Here is a 21,455-nt window from a genome sequence, read left to right as displayed (position 1 = left end):
GCCACTTTGCCGAATCGAGAAGGCGCTTTGTTTTATTTTTGCAAGGAAATTGCGCTTGCCCATGATTTTGGACAGAGATTTTTACGAGCGCGTCGATGTGGTGGAGATTGCTCGTGAGCTCATAGGCAAAGTGATTGTGTCAGAAATAGAAGGATGTCGCACTGCCGTTGTCATCACAGAGGCAGAGGCTTATTGTGGCGCTACCGACCGCGCCTGTCATGCTTTTGGTAACCGACGCACCCCGCGCACCGAAGTGATGTTTGGTGCTGGAGGGCATGCCTATGTGTATTTATGCTACGGCATCCATCGTTTGTTTAATGTGGTAACCAACCAAAAGGAAAAAGCCGATGCCGTACTGATTCGTGCGGGGCTGCCTCTTGAAGGAGTAGAACATATGTTGCGACGCCGGAAACACCAGCGCCTGACGCCCCGCCTGATTGCTGGTCCGGGCACCCTCACCCAAGCCCTGGGCATAAACCTTCATCACAACGCCCACGACTTGACTGCCGGGCGTTTGCTGTGGCTCGAAGACAGGGGCATTGTGCCACCGTCTCGAGCGCTTGAAGCCACGCCGCGCATAGGCATTGACTATGCCGGCGAAGATGCTTTGCTGCCTTGGCGTTTTGTGTGGAAAGGGCTGCTGCCCGATGCTTTTCTTTAAACTTCCGGCTTGAATTCAAAGGTTTTTATGTCTTGTGTGGCTTTGCCTACCTCTTCTTTGGGCAAGGGCTCTTCTGGATTGCCTTTAACGTAAGCGATGGTGTACGAGATTATCCCCTCTGTAGTATGGACTTCGCCGCTGTCTTGATGGGTTGCACTTAGTTCAGGTAGAAAATCGTGTATTCGTTCAATTTTATTGTTGCTGTCTTGCTTGCCTTGCAAGGGCAGCATAAAATAGGCTCTGTGTTGGGGTCGGGTAGATGCCACATACAGTATGTTGAGTTGTGCAAGAAGTTCCCTTTGAATGAGGGTGTCATACGCTTTGTTGACGGCTTTCAACCATTCGTTTTCTGGGCACTCTGTTTGCAGCTGTGCTTCATAGTTTTTAAGGGTATTGAACTTATTTGTGCTCAGGGTTAAAAGCAGGTAGGGGAGCGGCGAGTTTTTTGTTTTGAGTCGTATGGTATGTTTTCTTTTGGCGTCGATGAGCTGCCAGTTGGGCAGCAGTATGCTTACCGGGAACTCGAGCCCTTTGGACTTATGGATGGTCATTACCTGCACGGCATTGCTGCGCCTGTCTTGCAAAGCTGGCACTTCGCTGAGCTTGTCCCAGTATTTTACGAAAGCATGCAACTGCTGCCCTTCGGTATGCACGAACTGGTGCACTTCTTCCAAAAAGCGGAATACGTAGGCTTGTTCGTTGGGTAGCTCCAACAAGCCGAAACCGTCGATTACTTCTAATACGATATCGTAAATGTTCTTGCCGTTGAGTTGTTCAAAAGCGATGTCGATTTGGTACATGTTACGATAATAGTCCCAGTCAAAGCCTTCGGGTACTTCGCTGAACATCTCTTGCAGGGTCTTGTGTTCTATGCGTTCGCTTGGCTGTTGCTGCCCATCTTCTTGATTGAGGGCTCTGCGGTAAAGATAATAGAAGAAGCGAGCTTCTGCTTTTGCCAAGCGGTTGGAGGGTTGCGCCAGGCTTTTAAGGAAAGCCACAAGGAAATTGACTGCATGGGCATGGTCAATGGTCAGCGAGCCGGGAGCATAAGCCGGCACAGGCGAGGCAGTTTCTTGTGTATTCTCTTCGGTGTGTGAGGTGAGTGCCTGCACGATTGCATTGACCTCGTCGTTTTTGCGGCATAGTATAGCCACGCCCTTGTAATTATCTTCTCCGCCAGCCCACTCCCTGATGTGCTTGCGTATCACTTTCTGTGCGGTCTCTAAGTATTTTTTAGAACCAGATAGCCAGCAAAAAGCAACCAAGCCCGCTTCGTTGCTTTGGTGAGGGGCTTGCCCTTTGGTGCCATACACTGCTGCTATGAAAGGGTTGCCCGTACCTGTTTTGCTATGGGTTTTGTCTTTTTCTCCTATTGTTTGGTGAAACACTTCATTATTGAACTCCACGATGCGGCGGGCACTCCGGAAGTTTTTCCCCAGCACTTCAGTCTTAATTCTTTGCATGAACGCCCGCACTTCGGGCAAATGTTTTTCTTCAAATCCCAGATAGTGGAGCATCTGTCGGCTCAGCTCTTCAAGCTTTTGAGGCGCAGTAGCGTCGGCTGTGGTTTCGCCGGCTTGGGCAAGCGTTACCAAGAGTTGCGACTCACCGCCCCGCCACTCATAGATAGACTGCTTGGGGTCGCCTACAATCAGGCTTTCCAGCCCCTGCGAGGTGCTTTCAGCCAGAAAAGGGTAAAGAATGCGCCACTGTGTGACGGAGGTATCTTGAAACTCGTCGATAAGAAAATGCTTATAGAAGCTACCCAGCTGCTCATATATCTGTGGAGGGCATTCGGGGTTGGTAGTCAAGTAGCGGGATAATTTCAGCGAAAGCCAGCCCAAATAAAGTTTGCTGTTTTTAGAAAGCGTGGTTTCAAGTAGCCTGTGCATGAGGAAGTAGATGAACAACTTTTGCGTGGTGTGTATGACACTCAATTGAAAAAGCAGTTGGGCTTGCGTTGTGGCATGAAGCTGTTCTATTTCCTTTGTAAGTCGGGCTATTTTTTGCTTCGTCTGTTGGCTTAATGTACTTTTTTTGGCTTTTGTCCATTCCTTGTCGAGGTCAAAATACTCGGCTAAGGAAGGAAATTTCATTAAATCGTCCAGCTCTTTTTCAACTTCATGCCATGGGATGGTGTCTGTCTTTTGATTGAGAAGATTTAGACTGTGCGAAAACTCTTTTAGCGTCTTGAACCCTTTGCTTGCATTGCAGCTGTTCTTGCTTGCTCGTGCGGCAAGGTCTTCTGCGGGGTCGATGCCTTCGCTCTGTATCAACTCTTCAATTTCATTTTGCTTATCTTGAAAGTGCTTGTGGTATTTTTTTATGGTTTCTTTTAGTTTTTGCTGTGCTTCGTTTCGTTGCTCTTTCAGCCTTTGAAACAGCGCGCTTAAAGTGGGTTCAGGTAGCCCTTCCATAAGCTGGCGCCGGCTTTCTTCGACCATGTCGAGCGTATGACTGTCGAAAAGCTCTTTGCCTGCTTCCTTGAGCTTTTCGCCCTGTAGCAGCTTTGACCAGCTCATGTCGCCGGCAAGCGCCTGCTCCCTGATAAACTCTTTGAGCTCTTCTACTATGCTCATCCATTGGCGAGCTTCGGGCTGTGTTTCGTCTTCTATGTCGCGTATTTGCAACATAAGGTAATCTATCACTTGGTCGAGCGACTCGTGCGCGGCAGTAGTAACCTCATAGCCGGTAGGCAACATAAGGTCGAAAGCGGCGGCTTTGCCCAAGCGGTTAATGAAACTATCGATGGTGCTTATGTGCAGTTCATCCAGATGATGCAGCAGCTTGTGGTATATTTTGGCAGGCAGTTCGGGGTCGTTATCGTTTCCTTGTATTTGGAAGATTAACCTCTTCAGGTGCTCTTTTATTTCTTGGGCTTCCTTTTTTTCTTTACTGGTGCGGGGGTGTGCCAGCAGACGCAAAAACTTGATAATACGTTCTCGTATTTCGCGGGTTGCCTTGTTGGTGAAGGTGATTGCCAGTATATGGCGGAAATAAAGCGGCGACTTTTTTTCGCCTTCGCTCTCTTTGAGCAGGTAACTCAAAAAATAAAGCGCCAGATTGTAGGTTTTGCCGGAACCGGCAGAGGCATTCAATACGGTGAGTGGCTTGTTGTTTTGAGGATACTTATTCATTAGACTTGCTGCCAGTTTAACGAATGGATGTTAATAGAAATATCCAAAGGTCTAAAATCAGAAGGATAAATATTCAGTTTTTGCGATAAATTAACTGAAAGACTTTTCCAATTATTGAAAACTTTTTCAGGAAACGGGCACACTACCTGTTGTTATCCGCTGGCGTGTGTGAAAATATTGAGGTAGCTACATGGCTTATTACTGAGGATTTAATACTTTCCTTTTCGCAGTCTGAACAGGGCAGCCCGCAAGGCAATATAAATGTGTGCGCCTATGGTGGGCAGCAAACCATAGTGTTTGCGAAATACCTTAAAGCGGTCGATGAGCGAGGGCAGGCGGTTCTTGTAGGAAAAGCCACCGATTTGGAAGTGGGCAATTATCTGTTGGGTATGCACCACTTTACGTGCCCGCTTGAGGCAGCGAATCACCCAATCTATATCACTACTGTAGGGATGGCTAAGGTCGTAATGTGGGGCAATGCTGCGCCGCACAATGAAAGCTTGATGCGAGACAAGCATGCCAAAGCGCAGGCTCTTCCAGTGAAGGTTCGCAGGCAACTTATGAGGGGTGATTTCACTGCGCAGCCCTAAGGGACGATACCATGCATCTACCATCATGACATCGCCGTAGTAAACATCGCCTTCTGGTAACTGCTCAAATATCTTTTGCAAGGTGTCGGGGGCATGAAGCGTGTCGCCTGCGTTCAGAAACAGCACATAATCCCCATAAGCATAGCTTAGTCCTTTGTTCATAGCATCGTAAATGCCCTCGTCTGGCTCACTGTAAAAACAGACATGGGGAAAGCGCTTTATTACTTCGGGGGTATGGTCTGTAGAGGCGCCATCTACGATGACGTGTTGAATGTGCGGATAAGTTTGTTGGGCTACACTTTCCAAAGTATGCGTGAGCGCATCGGCGGCATTGTAGCACACGGTGATGATGCTGACAAGGGGCGGTTTGGCTTCGCTCATGTGGAAGGTTCTTTTTCTTCAGACTTAGTCGAGGGCTTTTTTTTGCAGCCCAGCAGGCGCGCAAAGAGACGTTTCTCGAAGTTATAAAAAAAATGAAACTGCCCGAAAAGAAACCCATAGAAGAGCAGCAGCACTTGATAGGCAGGCAACACAATGAGCAGCCACCAGAAGGTGCGCCAATACCAAGGTGTGTCGGCATCGATGCCCAGCAAGGAAAAAAGTGGCTTTTTGATGTATACCGCTGTGGTGCCTGTGCAGGCAAACACCAGCAGTATTACCCACACTTGGGCACTGCTTTGCAAGCCCCAGCGCCTTTGTAGGCGCTGGAGCCACGATGCTTGCCTGCCGTTGTTATCCTTCATAGCGAAAATCCAAATGTTCCGGCTTTACTTTTTCGTCATCTAAGGTAAGAAATTCTTCCCAGAAAGCTTGTGGAGGAACAGCGGCTACGCACACCAAAGGGGTTTTGCGTACGGGATGGATGAAATACAAGCGGCGCGCATGCAAGTTGATGCATTGGTCTTCGTTGGGTTTAGGATAGCCATATTTGACATCGCCGCGGATGGGGCAACCCATATGTGCCAGTTGTGCTCGTATTTGATGAGGACGCCCGGTGTGGGGTTCTACTTCCAACAAGTAATAGTGATTCAGCTTGCCTACGATGCGGTAGCTTGTTTCGGCTTTTTGGGCGTCGTTGCGCGGATAGTCATAAACCGTCACTTGATTCTTTTCGCTGTCTTTGACCAGCCAGTTGACCAGCCGTCCGTATTTTTTAGGTGGGCGCTGGCGTACTACCGCCCAGTATTTTTTTTGAATTTTATGTTTGCGCAGCATCTCGTTCATGCGTTCTAAGGTTTTGGAGGTGCGGGCAAACATCACCAATCCGCTTACTGGGCGGTCTATGCGGTGAATGGTACCTAAAAACACATTGCCCGGCTTCTCATATTTCTCTTTGATATAAGCCTTTACATATTCAGAAAGAGGGGTGTCGCCGGTGTGGTCGCCTTGCACCAGCATGCCGGCGGGTTTATTGACAATAATCAGGTGGTTGTCTTCATACACCACCGAAAAAGGATACTTGTTCATTAACTCCATACTCATGAATTTCCTCAGCGTTTTCAAGACCTACAAAGGTACGCAAAGCAAATGGTATCTACCATGCAGGAAGCAAATTAAAACCGAAGGTACCCGTGATGTCGTTGCGTTGAAGGGCAAAGGCATAGTAGGGCTCCAGCACAATTTGTCCGAACAAGGCAAAGCGTATGCTGATGCCCGTACTCCATACGGGTACCCGTGCTCTCTTTTGACTTGCTTCCTTTTCATCTATTGTCCAGCGGCTGCCTTCGTTCCATGCCATGCCTCCGTCAAAGAAGAGATTCAACTCAGCCGGCAGGAAATTGGAGCCCAGCAAAGCGTAGGAGCGAGGACCCAGCAGAGGAATGCGCCATTCGGCATTGAATACCGCTAGGCGGCTGCCATACAGGTTGTCTATGGAAGCGGCGTAGTTGCTGCTGCCCGACAGGTAATTTTGATAAGCGATGTTGTCATAGCCGCGCACCAAGCCCGGGAAGCCCAAATAAAGCGGGGTGATGCTTTGGCTATTACCCCCGTAACGCCCTAAATGGTATGCCCGTATGGCAAAAGTGAAGGGGCGCACAAACCAATAACGGCGGTAGTCGAGCAAGGCACTTTGATACTCAAACTCACCAGCATTGAACCCCCACTCGAAGCGATAACGCCAGCCGCGTGCCGGCGATGCCAATCCGTAAAAGCTATTATCGCCCACATAAGCCAAATAGCCGCTGTATAGCTGAAAGCCCGGCGGTGTCTTTACTTGCTCTTTCGATTGTGCAATTGCTTGCCCGAAGTAATAGTAAGTTTTGAAGCGTTGGAGGTTGTAATGATAGCGTGCATAGCTGATACCTGCTTCCCAGCGTAGGCTACGCGAGAGGGGATAAGCCAGCAGACCGCCTATTTTTTCTTCAAACAGGCGTCCTAAATCATACTGCACCACATCGACAGGCAGTAGGCTCTTCTGCCCGTTTACCACTACTGCCAGCGTGTCGGCAAAGATGCCCACATTGCCGAAGCGGTAGGGAATATGCGATATTTGCACGCCCCAGTTGAGCCGGCGCCTTTGGTTGAGGTAAAAAACAGATGCCCCGGCATCCAATAGGGTGCCATTCAAGCCCAGCGAGGCGAAAAGCTGATGGTCGCCCAAAATATCGCTGAACAACATCACCACACCACCTGCAATGCCAGTGCCCCAGCGGCTTGTGCCGATACCTATGCCTGTATTGCCTATATAGCCGAGCTGAAACCGCCGCCGCAGCGGTTGAGCATGTAGGCTATCGGCAGGCAAAGCCACCGCTAAGCGGGCAATGAGCCGGTTGACTATCTTGCTTTTGTTGATGAAAACAGGTGCCAGCGTAGCGGCGGTCAGGTCTACTGCCGAAGGGCTCACCTCTTGGGCAGTGAAGTCGCTCAGGTGAGCACGATACAGCCGGTAGCTTTTATTTTCGTAGTAAATATAAACCAGCTGCCCTTGGCTATCTATGGTAATGGCAGGAGAAAGAGCTGTAACCCCTGTAATGCCCGTAGGCAGGTGGGTGAGCTGCTCTATGCGTCCGCTGGCGATGTGGTAGCGATAAAGATTGCGGAAGCCATCGCGGTCAGAAAGAAACAAGATGCTGCGCCCGTCGGGAGTAAAAAGAGGGTTGAGGTTGTCGGCACCCGCAAAGAAGTCGAGTTGGTGGATTTTGCCGCTTTCCACATCGTAGATGCCTATGTTCAAATTCGCTTTGGCATAGCCTTTTTGTAGTGCCACAGCGTCGGTGGCAAAGACGAGCAGCCGCCCGTCGGGTGACCACGCCGGTTGTATCTGTGCAGCAGCGTCATGAGTCAGCTGGCGTAGCTCTTTGTTTTGTAGGTCATATACATACAAATCGGATTGCCCTTGCCGCAAACCCGATAAAGCCAAAAAGCGCCCGTCGGGCGACCATGCCGGATGGTTTGCGGCTTCCACTTCTTGTAGCGCAATACGTGTTTTTATTTTTCCGCTTTGCACATCTATGATTATAGGCTGGGGCTTGCCTTTGATATATGCGACGAAAGCCAGTTGTTGCCCGTCGGGCGACCAGCTGCCTGCGGTTTCCAAATAACTGAGTGCATCGATATGCCCTTCTTTGTCAGTAGAGAGGAGGCGCCGCACCACTCGCCCGCTTTGCATATCCACCAGAAACAAGTCTATGCTAAATAAATCCCGCTCGGAGAGGTAAGCCAAGTAGCGCCCGTCGGGGCTAAGTGAGGGCGACAACTGCATTTTGCCCGGGTGTTTGTCGCGCAAAAGCGTATCTCCCACAGGTTTTTGTCCCTGTTTCAATCCGATAGAGGCGTAATATTCATGGTAATATTCTTTCCACAACTTACTGAATGCTTGCCGGTCGGTGCTTAACAAATCCTTCAGGGCAGCATCTAAACCATAACGTGCCGTGTACACAAAAAAGGGACGTATGATTTCATCGCCCCACAAGCCAGCGAGCAATGCCCAAAAGCTTTGCCCATAACGGTAGGGGAAGTAAATGTGGGGTTTGCGGTCGAGGTCGTCCAAAGTAGGGAAGTAATCATGCATATAAGTGTCGCGCATCCAGAGGGCGGTATGCGGGTCTATACGCCCGATAGACAGATATTCTGCTAAGCCTTCTACCATCCAAAGGGGCAGGTTTTGAATGCTCTGCAATGACAGGTTGTCTTCGTTTTTGAGTATATGATACTGAAAGGCATGTACTAACTCATGCCCCAATACGTGTTCTGTTTCTTGCCGGGTGAACATCAGCGGCATGACCACCCGGTTTTTCAGCCCTTCGGTAACCCCGCCAGTGCCTACGTCTATCAATCCCGAGATAGCGCCTGTCTGTTGAAAGTCGCCGTGGTGATTGTAAAGAATGATAGGATTGGGTTGGTGAAAGGTGTCGGCAAAAACCGCTTGGTGAATGGCATACCACTGTTCGGCAGACTGGAGAAATTCTGCTGCCCGGCTGCTGTCTTTCAAGTAGTGATATAGCTCAAAATGAGGCGACAGCAACACACGAAAATCAAAAGGCGTATAGCGCACTTTGTTCTTACCGAAATATTGAGCCTGTCCGGAAGGCAATACACCGAATAGGACAAGCAAAAGCAGCCATGTTTTTTTCATAAGCCATATCTTTTAGCCTACTGAGGAGCTTTCTTTTTCTTGGAAAACTTTCTTGAAAAGAGCAGAAGAAAAGTTCACAAACCTTGATGTTGAAAACAAGATGCCTAAAACTATTTTATGCTGGCAGCAGATGCACAAGGCATCTTTCTGTGTTTTTTCTTCGTATGTTCCCATATTACGAGCTGCATAAAAGATAAGCGAATATGAGAAAAAAACAGTGGATGTTTTGGGGCTTAGTAGTCTGCTTTTGTTTTTTGGATTGCAAAAATGAAGGTACTGCCCCGCAAAGTCCTTACTTCGATATTGAGCAAAAGACCTTGCAACTTATCAATGAGTACCGCATTCAAAATGGCAAGGACCCTTTGCAAACGCACGCGGTGATTTATGCTGAGGCATATCAGCACAGTACCAATATGGCAGAAGGCAAGGTGCCTTTTGGACACGACGGATTCAGCGCCCGCGTGGAACGCATCCGCGCCGAGTTGGATGGGGCTGGAGCTGCTGCCGAAAACGTGGCTTCTACCTACAGCCGCGACCCCGCACAAACCGCCTTTGAACAATGGCGCAACAGCAGTGGGCATAATAGAAACATGTTGGGCGACTATACTCACTGCGGCTTGGCAGTAGCAAAGTCCGAAGACGGGTGTTACTACTTCACACACATTTTTGTTAAGGTGAGTCCATAAATATTGGCATTTTTTTGGAGCAGCAGATGCCTTTTGGCGTATTCTTTGCGAGGAAGGAAGCAGGCTTAACACTTACTTAAACCTCAACATCTGTGATGAAAACAATTCTTTTTTCATTATGGGCTTGCCTACTTGTACTTTCCGCCCAATCGCAAGCCGACTCATCTCCGGAGAATACCATAGAGCAGGAGGTGCTGCGTCGAGTGAATGCCCATCGCGCCAGCTTAGGCAAACCGGCACTTCAAAATGATGCTGTTTTGTATGAACAAGCACATGCCCATGCCCGCAATATGGCAGAAGGAAAGACCGCCTTTGGGCACGATGGTTTTGAACACCGGGTGCGTATGGTATCCCGCAGACGAACTATTAAATCGATGGCAGAAAATGTGGCTTATCTTGAAAACAGCATCCCGCATCTTGCCAATGAAGCGGTAGCCTCTTGGCTTGCAAGCCCTGGGCATCGCGAAAATATCGAAGGGGATTTTACGCATACAGCCATAGCCGTGTACCGCTTGCACGGTTATACTTATTTTGTGCAGCTTTTCGCTTCCTACTACTGACCACCAGCCGCCTGTTTTTTCTTAGCCGAAAACTTGCGACCTTTGCATGGCTTTTTTTGTTTACAAAAACAAAAAGCCATAGAACGCACCATGCAATTACAAAAAGTTATGTCAAGGGAAGCGGGGATGGATGCGCAATACCAATTGCATACTTTTTCCAATGGCATCCGTTTTATTCACAAACACCTGCCTTTTAGCCAAGTATCTCATATAGGTTATGTGCTGGATATAGGCAGTCGCGACGAAGCCCCTCACCAACAAGGCTTGGCGCACTTTTGGGAGCACATGGCTTTCAAGGGCACCCGCCGCCGTCGAGCTTATCATATCCTCAACCGTCTGGAAGCTGTAGGGGGAGAATTGAATGCCTATACGACCAAAGAGAAAATATGCTTTTATGCTTCGGTCTTGAATGACTACTACGTGCAGGCGGTGGACCTGCTCACAGACATTACTTTTGATTCTGTTTTTCCTGAAAAGCAAATCGAGCGGGAGAAGGGGGTTATTCTTGAAGAAATTGCCATGTACAAGGACTCACCCGAAGAAGCCATTCAGGACGACTTCGACACCTTGGTCTTTGGCAATCACCCTTTGGGCTACAATATCTTGGGTACAGAAGAGAGCGTACGCAGCTTCAGCCGCCGCGATTTCAAGGAATTCATAGATACCCATCTTAGCACCGACCGCATCGTGATAGCTTCTATAGGCGGTTTGCCTTTCGAAAAGGTGTTGTCAAAAGTAGAGCGCTTGGTGGCAGGCATATCCCCGCGCCGCTTGCCTCAACGCCGCTTGCCTTTTACCGAACAATTGTACAGCCCCCGGCAGGAAGACAAATCTCTACCGATTAGTCAGGCGCATTGCGCCATGGGACGCCCTGCGTATTCTATGCACCACCCGCACCGTCTGCCTTTCTTTTTGCTGAACAACATATTGGGAGGACCGGCAATGAGCTCACGCCTCAATATGTTGCTGCGCGAGCGTTACGGCTATGTCTATGGGGTAGAGGCGTCTTATACCCCCATGAGCGATACGGGCTTGTGGGGCATCTTCTTTGCCATAGATGCCAAGCACCTGCTTAAAGCTGAAAAGCTTATTGTGCAGGAGATGCAGCGTCTGTGTGAGCAGCCTTTGGGCATGCGCCAACTCAAGCAGGCGAAAAACCAATTGAAAGGACAGTTAGCAATGGCAGAAGAAAATAACTTGAACTTGATGTTGATGATGGGCAAAACCATCTTGGATTATGGACATATAGACCCATTGCCCAAGCTTTTTGAAGAGATAGACGCTATCACTGCCGAGCAACTGCAAGCAGTAGCCCAAGAGGTATTCCGTCTCGAAAGCCTGAGTATATTACGATACATTCCACAACAAGCATGAAAGAGACGCAAGCCCTCATCGAGTGCCTGTTGCACCCCGATACGCAGGCTTTTTGGAAAGCTCATATCCATGACGACCCTTTTGTCCTGAGTCATCGTGCAGAGCACTATCCCGGTTTACCTGTGCAGGCGGTAGCGCAGCAGATAGAACGGCATCGGCGTGTAGCCGATAAGCTGCCCACTTGGGCGGCATCGACGCGCCTGCTGTTGCCCCCTTTGTTAAGTCTCGAACAGGCTTCTTCGGAGCAGACAGCTGCTTTTAAGCGCTTTTTGGTAGAAAAGCACTATGGATTAAAAGGAGGATGGGGGGCAGAGCTGACCGGAGGGCTGGGCGTCGATTCTTTCTATTTGTCTGCTATTTTTGAGCGCTGGCATTATGTAGAACAGCAGGCAGAGCTTTGTGCATTGGCAACCCACAATTTTTGTGAACTGGGTAGGCAGCAGCTGCATACCTTTTGTGCTGGGGCAGAAGATTTCTTGCAGCAAACTACAGAAAATTATACGCTCATTTATCTGGACCCGGCACGGCGGGCGGCGCATCGTAGGGTGTGGGCGCTGCAAGACTGCAGCCCCGATGTGCTGCGTCTTTTGCCACTCCTGAAGCAAAAAAGCCGTTTTTTGCTGTTAAAGCTGTCGCCCATGTTAGACCTGAGCCTGCTGGAGCAACAGCTTGCGCCTTACTTGCAAGATGTGTGGGTGGTGGGCACCCCACAAGAATGTAAAGAAGTACTTGCTTGGCTCGACTTGGCAGCAACTACCCCACCGAAACCCCGCCGCTATGCCGTAACCTTGCATGAAAAACATCATGAGATTCATGAAATAGCTGCCGAAAGAAAACCGCCTGCGATTGCTTCTGCGCCGCAGACTTTCCTGTACGAACCCGCGCCCGCACTTATGAAAACGATGGCATGGGATTACCTTGCCGCAAAGTATGATTGCGAACAATTGCACCCAGACATACACCTTTTTACCTCGATACATTACAAAGAAAACTTCCCCGGACGCGCTTTTCGTTTTTTGGCAAATGTGCCCTTCGAGCGCAAAGCGCTTGCCCGTGTGTTGCCCGAGGGCAAAGCCCACATTTTGCTGCGCCATGTGCCTTTGAGCGTGGAGCAGGTGAAAAAGAAATTGAAGATAAAAGAGGGAGGAAACCTCTATTTATGGGTGTTGCGCTTGGATAAAGACCGCCTGACTTTATTGCTCACCGAGCGCTTAAAGTGAAACAAAAGGAAGCCATTCACCATCAAGGCGTCTTGTGCTGGCAAGTGAATGCCTTTGTCATGAGAAGCAAACCGTGCAAGCCGGAAAGGATGGTAGAAACAAAGCCAATCCAGCAAAGGATAAGCGATATATATTGCCAGAGCGGACTTCCTTTCGCTTTTTTTGTGTAGCTTTGCACTGCCATACAAAACTTAGCGAACCCCGACTTTTATGCTGAATAGACGATTACTGCGAGTGAAGGTCATGCAGGCACTGTATGCCTATTTTCAAAGCCGCTCTTCTGATTATTATGTGGCAGAGGAGCACATACGCAACTACTTTCAACCAGACCTGAACTCGATGACACCGCCCGACTACGAGACCCTCAAACGCAATACACAAATTGCCTTGCGTGCTTTTGAACAAGCGCACAAGACCAGGGTCATTGAAGCGGGCAATGAGATATCGGAAGAAGTGCAAGTGGCGGTGCAGCAAGCCATTCGCCTCTACGAACAAAATTTGGAACGCGACAAACGCCATTTCCGCCGTTTACTTATCGAGGAAGTGGAAGGCTTGTATGAACGCTATTTGTCCGTATTAGCACTTTTGATTGAGTTGGCAAAGTTGGTAGCTGCCGAACGCGACCGAAAGCCGCTCGACCCCACCCAAGTGAAAGTAGCGGCGCACTACAAGCTGGCAGACAATCAAATCATACGCTTCCTACAGAATAACCAAGACCTTCAAGAAGCGCTGAAACGTCATTATATCTCTTGGCAAGAAGACCAAGAGGTGGTCAAGACCTTGTATCGCGACTATTTGCGCAATGACCCCACTTATATTGCTTACCGCGAACTGCCCCAAGCTTCATTTGAAGACGACTACAATATTTTAGACTACATCGTGCGGCAGCACATTTTTCCGCGCGCCACGCATGTGTGGGAAGAAGAAGGGCAAGTCGTAGAGGAAGAACCTTTCATGTACACTTTCTTTGAAGAGCGCGATCTGAAATGGGTCGAAAACCGCTCGGCACTGCGTAGCATGGTATTGAAAACCCTCAAATCGGTAGTCCCCGACCGTCCGGATGAATTCCGCCTTTTGGATTTGTCGCTCAATTGGGAAGAAGACGAGAACTTTATCCTGACCCTCTACAACAAAACCATCGAGGAAGAAGAAGAGAACCTACGTATCATTGACCGCCATTTGAAAGGCTGGGAGCTGAACCGCCTACTGCTGGTCGATAAAACCCTCTTGCAAATGGCTATCGTAGAAATGAAATATTGCCCGCAAATACCCGTAAAAGTAACCATCAATGAATTTGTGGAGCTGGCAAAACACTATAGTTCGCCGAAAAGTCGTAAATTCGTAAACGGTCTGCTCGATAGCATCGCTGCCACCTTGCAAGCCGAAGGACAGATACGCAAGAGTGGGCGCGGACTTATCGATAATCAGTAACGAACCCAAAACACAGCATAATCCTATGTACTCTGAACAAAAACACAAATCCAATGACCATTTCTTGCTGGGGCTGGTTCTTGGAGCCGTAGCCGGCGCTACCATTGCTTTGCTCTATGCCCCCGCCGAAGGCAAGGAAGTACGTCGCATGCTTTCTTATAAGCTGCGTAAAGCCAAGGAAAGCTTGGAGCAGCTGATTCATCGTCTCAAGAGTGGAGAAAGAGTAGTCAGTCAAGCCAAAATAAAGAATGAACAGTTAGTGAGTGAAACTAAAGAAAAAGCCGAACGCCTCTTGGGCGAAGTAGAAGCTCTCATAGAGCAGATTCAAAAAACTAAGTAGTATTCAGCTTTTTTCCCCTGTCCCTTCTGTATTAAAAACCTGTCCTATGAAAACCATCACTTTAATACCCGGCGACGGCATCGGTCCTGAAATCATTGAAGCGGTGAAGTTTGTTTTTAATGAAATGGGTGCACCTGTCAAGTGGGAAGAGTATCCTGCCGGTGAAACTGCCCTCAAAGAAACTAGCGAATTGATACCCTCAGCTTTGCTCGCATCTATTCAGCGCAACAAAGTGGCACTGAAAGGACCCATCACCACGCCCGTAGGCAAAGGCTTTCGCAGCATCAACGTAACCTTGCGTCAGATGTTTGACCTGTACGCCAATGTGCGCCCTTGCAAAAGCACCCCCGGCTTGAACAGCAAGTTCGACAATGTGGACTTGGTCATCTTTCGAGAAAACACCGAAGGGCTGTATGCAGGTCTGAACTATTACGATGAGCGCCTTGAAATAGCTGATTCGGTGAGCCGCATCACCAAAAAAGGATGTATGCGCATCGTGCGTGCTGCTTTCGAGTATGCCAAGCAGCGCGGGCGCAAATTGGTAACCGTAGTGCATAAAGCAAACATATTGAAGCAATCGGGCGCCTTGATGCTTCAAGCAGCCGAGACCATCAGCAAAGAGTACCCGGGCATTGAGTGGAACGATAAAATCATAGACAATATGGCGATGCAGCTGGTGCTGCGCCCCGAGCAGTTCGATGTCATAGTTACTTCTAACCTCTTTGGCGACATACTCTCTGACCTGTGCGCCGGATTGGTTGGCGGTTTGGGTGTCGTAGCGGGTGCCAACATAGGCGACGATATCGCTATTTTTGAAGCCGTACATGGCACTGCCCCCGATATTGCGGGCAAGGGTATTGCCAACCCCACTGCCATTCTGCGTTCGTCGGTCATGATGCTTGAACACATAGGCGAAGAGTCATTGGCAAAGACTCTAAGCGCTGCCATTGACCGCACTCTGGCAAAGAAAGAACTGTGCACTGCTGACTTGGGCGGCAAAGCAAGTACTATGGAGTTTGCTCGGAACGTTATAAAGCAAATGGAGTTAATTGAGAAGTAAAACAACAAATCAAAACAGTACTATGAAAAAACTAAGCTTATTGTTGTGCTTGCTTGCAGGCTTGTGGGCTTGCAACGAAGCTTCTTCCGGAGAAAAGGAAGCTGCGCAACAAGACACGAAGCAGGAAACATCGGCTGCAAACGATACAGGCGACAGCCAAGAAGCCTTGCCTGTCATCACCTTCGAAGAAACAGAATATGATTTCGGCACTATCAAAGAAGGTGATGTGGTGGAGCACGTATTTAAATTCAAAAACACAGGCAATGCGCCATTGGTCATACAAAACGCTACGGCGCCTTGTGGCTGTACCGTGCCCACTTGGACCAAAGAACCCATACCCCCCGGAGGTAATGGCGAAATTGTAGTACAGTTCAACAGTAAGGGCAAAGTAGGGCAGCAAACCAAGCAAGTAACCATTACTGCCAACACCAAGCCCGAAATATCGCAAGTAACCATCAAAACTTTTGTAGAGGGTACCGGAAACACAGTCATCGATGTTCAAGGACCTCGTAAAAAGTAATTTTCAAAAAAAAGCAATAAAACCATGTTACAAAGCATTCTTTTCGTATTACTTCAGCAAAAAGCTGCCCCCTCGCAAGGTGGTGGTGTGATGTTTAATCTTATTTTCTTCGGGGTTATTTTCCTCGTTTTCTATTTTTTCATGATTCGCCCGCAGCAAAAGCGTGCCAAAGAACAAAAGAACTTTTTGGCAAGCTTAAAGAAAGGCATGAAGGTAGTTACCATAGGCGGCATCCATGGTAAAATAGCAGAAGTGGGCGATGCTACCGTAACCCTCGATATCGATGGCAAAGGCACTAAGGTGGTCTTTGAAAAGACGGCTATTGCCGTAGAAAGCACCAAGGCATTGAAACAAGCGCAAGAAGAAGAGAAAACGACCGTATGACGACTTCATGGCAACATATGCCTGACGATGCCCACCTTTGGGTATATCCAGCGGGGCGTCGCCTTAGTGGGCAAGAGCAGCAAACCATCCTCGAGGAGGTGGAAGCATTCTTGCAGGGATGGCGTGCCCATGGCAAGCCGCTGCGCGCGGCAGCCGTCGTGGTGGATGATTATTTCTTGCTTGTTGCCGTTGACCCCAATCATGAGCCTCCTTCGGGTTGTTCTATCGATGCACAGGTAGGTTTTATACGCCAATTGGCGCAGCGCCATGGCTTGGCTTTCCTCGAGCGTGGGCAGGTCTATTTTCGCAACGCTGGCAGCATCGAGTCATTGCCTCTGTCTGCTCTCAAAGAAGCCATTGCCGCAGGGCGCCTCACTGCCGAAAGCCCGGTATATCGCCACGAGGCAGCGGTCAAGGCAGCGTGGGGGTGTGTGCCCGCAGCCGAAACGTGGCTTAAGCGTTATTTTGTCAAGACGAAGGCTTAGTATATTAGCATGTAGAAAGCGCCCTAAGGCGCTTTCTTTTTTTAGAAGGGCAAACTGAAAAGCAGAGGAAGCTTTATTCATTCGCGCCTTTCTTCTTATTCCCCGCGCAAAAGAGACCTATTTTGTTTCTTAACGCTTGGCACAATGAAGTTTATATTTCTCACCACGCTTAAGCTCGGTTTGTCATAACAACTTGCCTTGGATTCAAATGACAAAATACACTTACATTTCGTAAGATAATGACAGCCGTAGGTATCGACATGATTTCGACACACCATTTAGCTTTGAGTAGCACTCTCTTTTTTTAACCATAAGAAATTTAGGCACTGCAATCATGAAAATAGGTATCTTAGGTGGCGGACAACTCGGACGCATGCTGCTGCAGGCAGCCTTCAACTACCCGGTGGAACTGCATGTACTTGACCCCGACCCGCAGGCACCCTGTGCGGCAGCTACGCCATATTTCAAAACGGGCAACCTGCAGGACGAAGCTGCCGTCTATGCTTTCGGTAAGCAGGTGGAGGTGCTCACCATCGAAATAGAAAACGTAAATGTAGCGGCGCTTAAACGCCTGCAAGCCGAAGGCGTAAAAGTGTATCCACAGCCCGAAGTGATTGAAACCATTCAGGACAAGCGGCGCCAAAAGCAATTCTTTGAAGAGCACCAAATACCTACTGCCCCCTTTGTGTTGATTGACTACCCCCAAGAGCTCTACAAGCACGAGGGCTTTCTGCCGGCATTTATGAAGGTGGGCAAAGGAGGGTATGACGGGCGCGGCGTCCTGCTCATGCGTACTGCCAAAGACTTCGTACATGCTTTTGAAGCCCCCTCTTTGCTTGAAAAAGCTGCCGATATCGAAAAAGAAATATCGGTGATTGTGGCACGCAATGAAGCGGGTGAAGTGCGGGCATTTCCGCCAGTAGAGATGGTCTTCGACCCGCAACTTAACTTGGTGGATTATTTGCTGTCGCCAGCACAAATCACTAATGCCCAAGCTGCCGAAGCCCAAGCCATTGCCTGCCGTCTTATAGAGGCATTCCAGATGGTGGGCATCTTGGCTGTAGAGATGTTCTTGAACCGTGACGGTAGTCTTTGGGTCAATGAAGTAGCACCACGCCCTCACAACAGCGGGCATCATACCATTGAAGCCAACTATACGTCGCAATACGAGCAGCATTTGCGTGCCATCACGGGCATGCCCTTGGGGTGTCCCGACAGCCGTTGTCCGGCGGCTATGGTAAACTTGCTGGGCGAAGCAGGGCACCAGGGGGCTGTCTATTATCGAGGGCTTAAACGTGCGCTTGCTCGCAAAGGGGTGTATGTTCATCTCTATGGTAAGGCTGAAACCAAGCCCGGACGTAAGATGGGGCATGTTACCATCATAGATGACAATCTGCAGAGTTTGAAAGCCAGCATTCGCTACATCAAAGAAGTGTTGAAGGTAGAAAGCCGCCCGGCTGATTCGGCGCCAGCTTAGAGTAAATGGCGTTAAACGCCGGGGCGGTCGCTCGTGCGACCTTGCGTCGAAAAAGAAAAATACACAGAATAAACACCCTGCAAAGGGGCATTTATTTGCTTCTTGGCTTTCTTCTTTTTCCGGAATTGCTTACCTTTCTTTTTTCCGAAAGCAAAAAAACTATGTCTGATACCCTGCACCTAACTTTGCTGCAGTTGAACTTGCACTGGCACAGCCCCGATGCCAACCGGGCGCATATAGAAGAGCAACTGCGGCAAGTCGAAGGCGCCGATGTGGTGTTGCTTCCCGAGATGTTTACCACAGGATTCACCATGGAAGCGCCTACCTATGCCGAGCCTATGAATTTCCATACCTGCCGCTGGATGCGCTTGATGGCTGCCCATACTGGTGCCGTCATTGCCGGAAGCATCATCGTCAAAGAACAAAAACGGTACTATAACCGCTTGTTGTGGGCTACGCCCGATGGGGAAGTACTGCATTACGACAAACGTCACTTGTTTCGTATGGCAGGCGAGCACGAGGTATATACGCCGGGCAGCTTCCTGCCTATATTCAACCTGAAAGGCTGGCGCATTGCACCTTTCATCTGCTATGATTTACGTTTCCCGGTGTGGTCTTACAATCGGAATGCTATGTATGACCTTGCCATATATGTTGCCAACTGGCCCCAACCGCGCATTGGCGCTTGGAATACCTTGCTGGCAGCAAGAGCCATAGAGAATGCCGCTTATGTGGCAGGGGTGAATCGCAGCGGCATAGACCCCAACGGAGTTTTTTATCCCGGACATTCGGCAGTGTATGATTTCAAGGGGCAAGTGCTGGCACAAGCCGGCGAAGAAGAAAGCATCCTTCGTGTAACCCTCACAAAGGCTGCACTCGATGACTTCCGGCAAAAGTTTCCCGTACACCTTGATTCCGACGACTATCTGATTGTGGACAGTGTGGCGCAAAGCAAACCCTAAGAGCTTATGGCATCGGTACCATTACCAGCTATTGACAAGAACAAGGAGTTTCGTTTGGCTTTCGACCTACTAAAACACACCACGCAGTCCTTGTTTTTGACCGGCAAAGCAGGCACTGGCAAAACCACTTTTTTGCATTACCTGCGTGAGCACTTGTCCAAAAAAATGGTGGTGCTGGCACCTACGGGCATTGCTGCCGTGCGGGCAGGTGGACAAACCATCCATTCGTTTTTCAGAATAGACTACAAAGAGCTTTTTTTGCCCGACGACCCACGCCTTTCTTTTTCCAAAGTAGAAGAGACCTTTCGCATGCAAGAAGAATTTGTGCAGTTGTTGCGAAGCCTCGAACTGCTCGTTATCGACGAAGTGTCTATGCTGCGTTGCGACTTGGTCGATGTGATGGACCGCATTTTGCGTGCCGCGCGCGCAATGCCCCTGATGCCTTTCGGAGGGTTGCCTGTTTTGTGGATTGGCGACCTCTATCAGTTACCACCAGTGGTGCGTGAAGAAGAAAGCAAACTGTTAGAGTCTTATTATGAGCCCAATTTCTACTTTTTCCAAGCGCGTGTTTTTCGTGAAAACTACCGCCCCATTTGCATAGAACTGCAGAAGGTCTATAGGCAGGAAGACCAGCGCTTTTTGGATTTGCTGAACCGCCTGCGTGAAAATGCACTCACGCCCGATGATAAAGCCCTGCTGCGTTCGCGTATAGACCCGCACTTCCACCCAGAGCCGAACAGCGGCTATGTGATGCTTTGCACCCACAACCGCCAAGCCGACGCTATCAATCGCAACAACCTGCACAGCCTGAAAGGCAAGCAGCATACCTTTGAAGCTATTGTAGAAGGGGATTTTCCGCCTTCTATGTATCCGGTTGAAAAGGAATTATCGCTTAAAGAAGGGGCGCAAGTGATGTTTACCAAAAACAACTGGAGCAAAGATTACTACAATGGTGAAGTGGGTATTGTGCGTGCCATCGATGAAGATGAAATACTAGTGGAAGTGCCGGAAAAAAGCAAAGAAATCGTTGTAGAGCGTGAAGAGTGGGAAAATATACGTTACAAAACACAACGAACTAAGGGCATGCCCGTAAGTGTGGAGACCGAAGTAGTAGGACGTTTCGTGCAATATCCTCTGCGCTTGGCGTGGGCTATCACCGTGCACAAAAGTCAAGGCATGACCTTTGAAAAGGTGTATGCCGAGCTGCACCGTGCTTTTGCTCATGGGCAGGTATATGTGGCGCTGAGCCGTTGTCGTTCGCTTGAGGGCTTGCGTCTCAAAAGCGACATACCCCCGACTTGCATACGTGTCGATAAGCGCATTACAGACTTCATACGTCAGGCGCAATGGCATGGGCATGAAGTAGAGCAGCTTTTAGCGCAAACCTTAGGTGAAGAGTTTCAAGTCTGTGAAGAAAAAGAAGAAGAAAATCTACGGCAAGCCACTGCTTTGCGCATGCAACAAGATGCTGAGGCATGGCGCACCTCTTTGCCACCACTCGACAGCCTGCTGGAAATGAAGGCAACACTTGAACAGCAGCTCCGCAGCAGCGAAGAGGCTGGCGAGGTGTTGCCCAAGCTATTGCAGTGGCAGATGCTTTGCTTGGCAATAGAACTCAAGACAAACCCACAAGCGCCCGTCGGCTGGCAAGCGCGTTGGGCATTCCTGCAAGCGATGCTACAGCGATGGGGTAGCTAAAAGACATAAGGGAAAACATAAGGGCACTTTGGCACAGGGGGCGTTTCAAGCAACTGCATGGGACAGTGTGCGCATCGAAGCTTCATTCAAATGCCAGTGAAAATGCTTTTTGTACCTGCCTGCGCAAAGCCATCACGGCAAGCACAGCGCTCGACAAGCCCTACCGAAAGAAATAGAGCAGCCCGCGAAAGAAAAAAGCATTATGCAGCTGGAACAGCCTTGCTCCCAAGACTGAAAGGGGGCTCAAGCAGGGCAGGCATTACAAGGATAATAAAAAATAAAAGGCACCTTTTT

19 protein-coding genes are annotated in these 21,455 nt (G+C 49.2%); 14 read left to right on the top strand and 5 right to left on the bottom strand.

The features are described 5' to 3' along the window. Window positions 1-61: 61 nt before the first annotated feature. Window positions 62-661, top strand: coding sequence for a DNA-3-methyladenine glycosylase (locus FHS56_RS05570; protein ID WP_166918914.1), 600 nt, complete (start codon window positions 62-64; stop codon window positions 659-661). Here FHS56_RS05570 and FHS56_RS05565 read toward each other — a convergent pair. The 5 genes from FHS56_RS05565 to FHS56_RS05545 form a co-directional block, all read right to left on the bottom strand. Then, the gene (locus tag FHS56_RS05565; protein ID WP_166918913.1) at window positions 658-3,798 is read right to left on the bottom strand and encodes a UvrD-helicase domain-containing protein; all 3,141 of its coding nucleotides are present in this window, start codon (window positions 3,796-3,798) and stop codon (window positions 658-660) included. The two genes, FHS56_RS05570 and FHS56_RS05565, sit on opposite strands and share 4 nt — an antisense overlap. Before the next feature lie 209 nt (window positions 3,799-4,007). Then, window positions 4,008-4,769, bottom strand: coding sequence for a glycosyltransferase family 2 protein (locus FHS56_RS05560; protein WP_166918912.1), 762 nt, complete (start codon window positions 4,767-4,769; stop codon window positions 4,008-4,010). Next, window positions 4,766-5,131: a DUF6787 family protein gene (locus FHS56_RS05555; RefSeq protein WP_166918911.1), complete on the bottom strand. Its 366-nt coding sequence runs from the start codon at window positions 5,129-5,131 to the stop codon at window positions 4,766-4,768. Before FHS56_RS05555 ends, FHS56_RS05560 begins: the two co-directional genes overlap by 4 nt. Next, complete coding sequence (locus FHS56_RS05550; RefSeq protein WP_166920134.1) at window positions 5,121-5,855, bottom strand: RluA family pseudouridine synthase; 735 nt, start codon at window positions 5,853-5,855, stop codon at window positions 5,121-5,123. Before FHS56_RS05550 ends, FHS56_RS05555 begins: the two co-directional genes overlap by 11 nt. Before the next feature lie 67 nt (window positions 5,856-5,922). Continuing rightward, window positions 5,923-8,964, bottom strand: coding sequence for an eIF2A-related protein (locus FHS56_RS05545; protein WP_166918910.1), 3,042 nt, complete (start codon window positions 8,962-8,964; stop codon window positions 5,923-5,925). Window positions 8,965-9,167: 203 nt separating this feature from the next. Here FHS56_RS05545 and FHS56_RS05540 point away from each other — a divergent pair, with 203 nt between their 5' ends. From FHS56_RS05540 to FHS56_RS05480, 13 genes are all read left to right on the top strand, one after another. Further along, on the top strand, window positions 9,168-9,650 hold the full coding sequence (locus FHS56_RS05540) for a CAP domain-containing protein (RefSeq protein WP_166918909.1): 483 nt from the start codon (window positions 9,168-9,170) through the stop codon (window positions 9,648-9,650). Between the two features lie 95 nt (window positions 9,651-9,745). Next, a complete protein-coding gene (locus tag FHS56_RS05535) occupies window positions 9,746-10,210 on the top strand; it encodes a CAP domain-containing protein (protein ID WP_166918908.1) in 465 nt (154 codons plus the stop codon). A 108-nt stretch (window positions 10,211-10,318) separates the two neighbouring features. Continuing rightward, a complete protein-coding gene (locus FHS56_RS05530; protein ID WP_243844164.1) occupies window positions 10,319-11,584 on the top strand; it encodes a M16 family metallopeptidase in 1,266 nt (421 codons plus the stop codon). Continuing rightward, window positions 11,581-12,804 (top strand): THUMP-like domain-containing protein, encoded by a 1,224-nt coding sequence (locus FHS56_RS05525; protein WP_166918907.1) that lies wholly within the window; start codon window positions 11,581-11,583, stop codon window positions 12,802-12,804. Before FHS56_RS05530 ends, FHS56_RS05525 begins: the two co-directional genes overlap by 4 nt. Window positions 12,805-13,014: 210 nt before the next feature. After that, window positions 13,015-14,235: a transcription antitermination factor NusB gene (gene nusB, locus FHS56_RS05520; RefSeq protein ID WP_166918906.1), complete on the top strand. Its 1,221-nt coding sequence runs from the start codon at window positions 13,015-13,017 to the stop codon at window positions 14,233-14,235. A gap of 25 nt (window positions 14,236-14,260) precedes the next feature. Continuing rightward, window positions 14,261-14,575, top strand: a complete 315-nt coding sequence (locus tag FHS56_RS05515; protein ID WP_166918905.1) for a YtxH domain-containing protein — start codon at window positions 14,261-14,263, stop codon at window positions 14,573-14,575. 46 nt (window positions 14,576-14,621) lie between these two features. Beyond that, entirely contained in the window at window positions 14,622-15,635 is a 1,014-nt protein-coding gene (locus FHS56_RS05510; RefSeq protein ID WP_166918904.1) for an isocitrate/isopropylmalate dehydrogenase family protein, read from the top strand. Window positions 15,636-15,657: 22 nt separating this feature from the next. Beyond that, window positions 15,658-16,155, top strand: coding sequence for a DUF1573 domain-containing protein (locus FHS56_RS05505; protein WP_166918903.1), 498 nt, complete (start codon window positions 15,658-15,660; stop codon window positions 16,153-16,155). A 24-nt stretch (window positions 16,156-16,179) separates the two neighbouring features. Next, window positions 16,180-16,539 (top strand): preprotein translocase subunit YajC, encoded by a 360-nt coding sequence (gene yajC, locus FHS56_RS05500; protein ID WP_166918902.1) that lies wholly within the window; start codon window positions 16,180-16,182, stop codon window positions 16,537-16,539. After that, a complete protein-coding gene (locus tag FHS56_RS05495; protein WP_166918901.1) occupies window positions 16,536-17,024 on the top strand; it encodes a hypothetical protein in 489 nt (162 codons plus the stop codon). The genes yajC and FHS56_RS05495 overlap by 4 nt, the downstream gene beginning before the upstream one ends. A gap of 334 nt (window positions 17,025-17,358) precedes the next feature. Further along, window positions 17,359-18,501, top strand: coding sequence for a 5-(carboxyamino)imidazole ribonucleotide synthase (locus tag FHS56_RS05490; protein WP_166918900.1), 1,143 nt, complete (start codon window positions 17,359-17,361; stop codon window positions 18,499-18,501). 161 nt (window positions 18,502-18,662) lie between these two features. Then, the gene (locus FHS56_RS05485; protein WP_166918899.1) at window positions 18,663-19,463 is read left to right on the top strand and encodes an amidohydrolase; all 801 of its coding nucleotides are present in this window, start codon (window positions 18,663-18,665) and stop codon (window positions 19,461-19,463) included. A 6-nt stretch (window positions 19,464-19,469) separates the two neighbouring features. After that, window positions 19,470-21,161, top strand: a complete 1,692-nt coding sequence (locus FHS56_RS05480) for an ATP-dependent DNA helicase (RefSeq protein WP_166918898.1) — start codon at window positions 19,470-19,472, stop codon at window positions 21,159-21,161. Window positions 21,162-21,455 lie beyond the last annotated feature (294 nt).

The sequence above is a fragment of the Thermonema lapsum genome (assembly GCF_011761635.1).
Lineage (GTDB): Bacteria > Bacteroidota > Bacteroidia > Cytophagales > Thermonemataceae > Thermonema > Thermonema lapsum.
The sequence above is the reverse complement of the archived record's forward strand: the minus strand, read 5'-3'. Positions and strand labels throughout refer to the sequence as shown.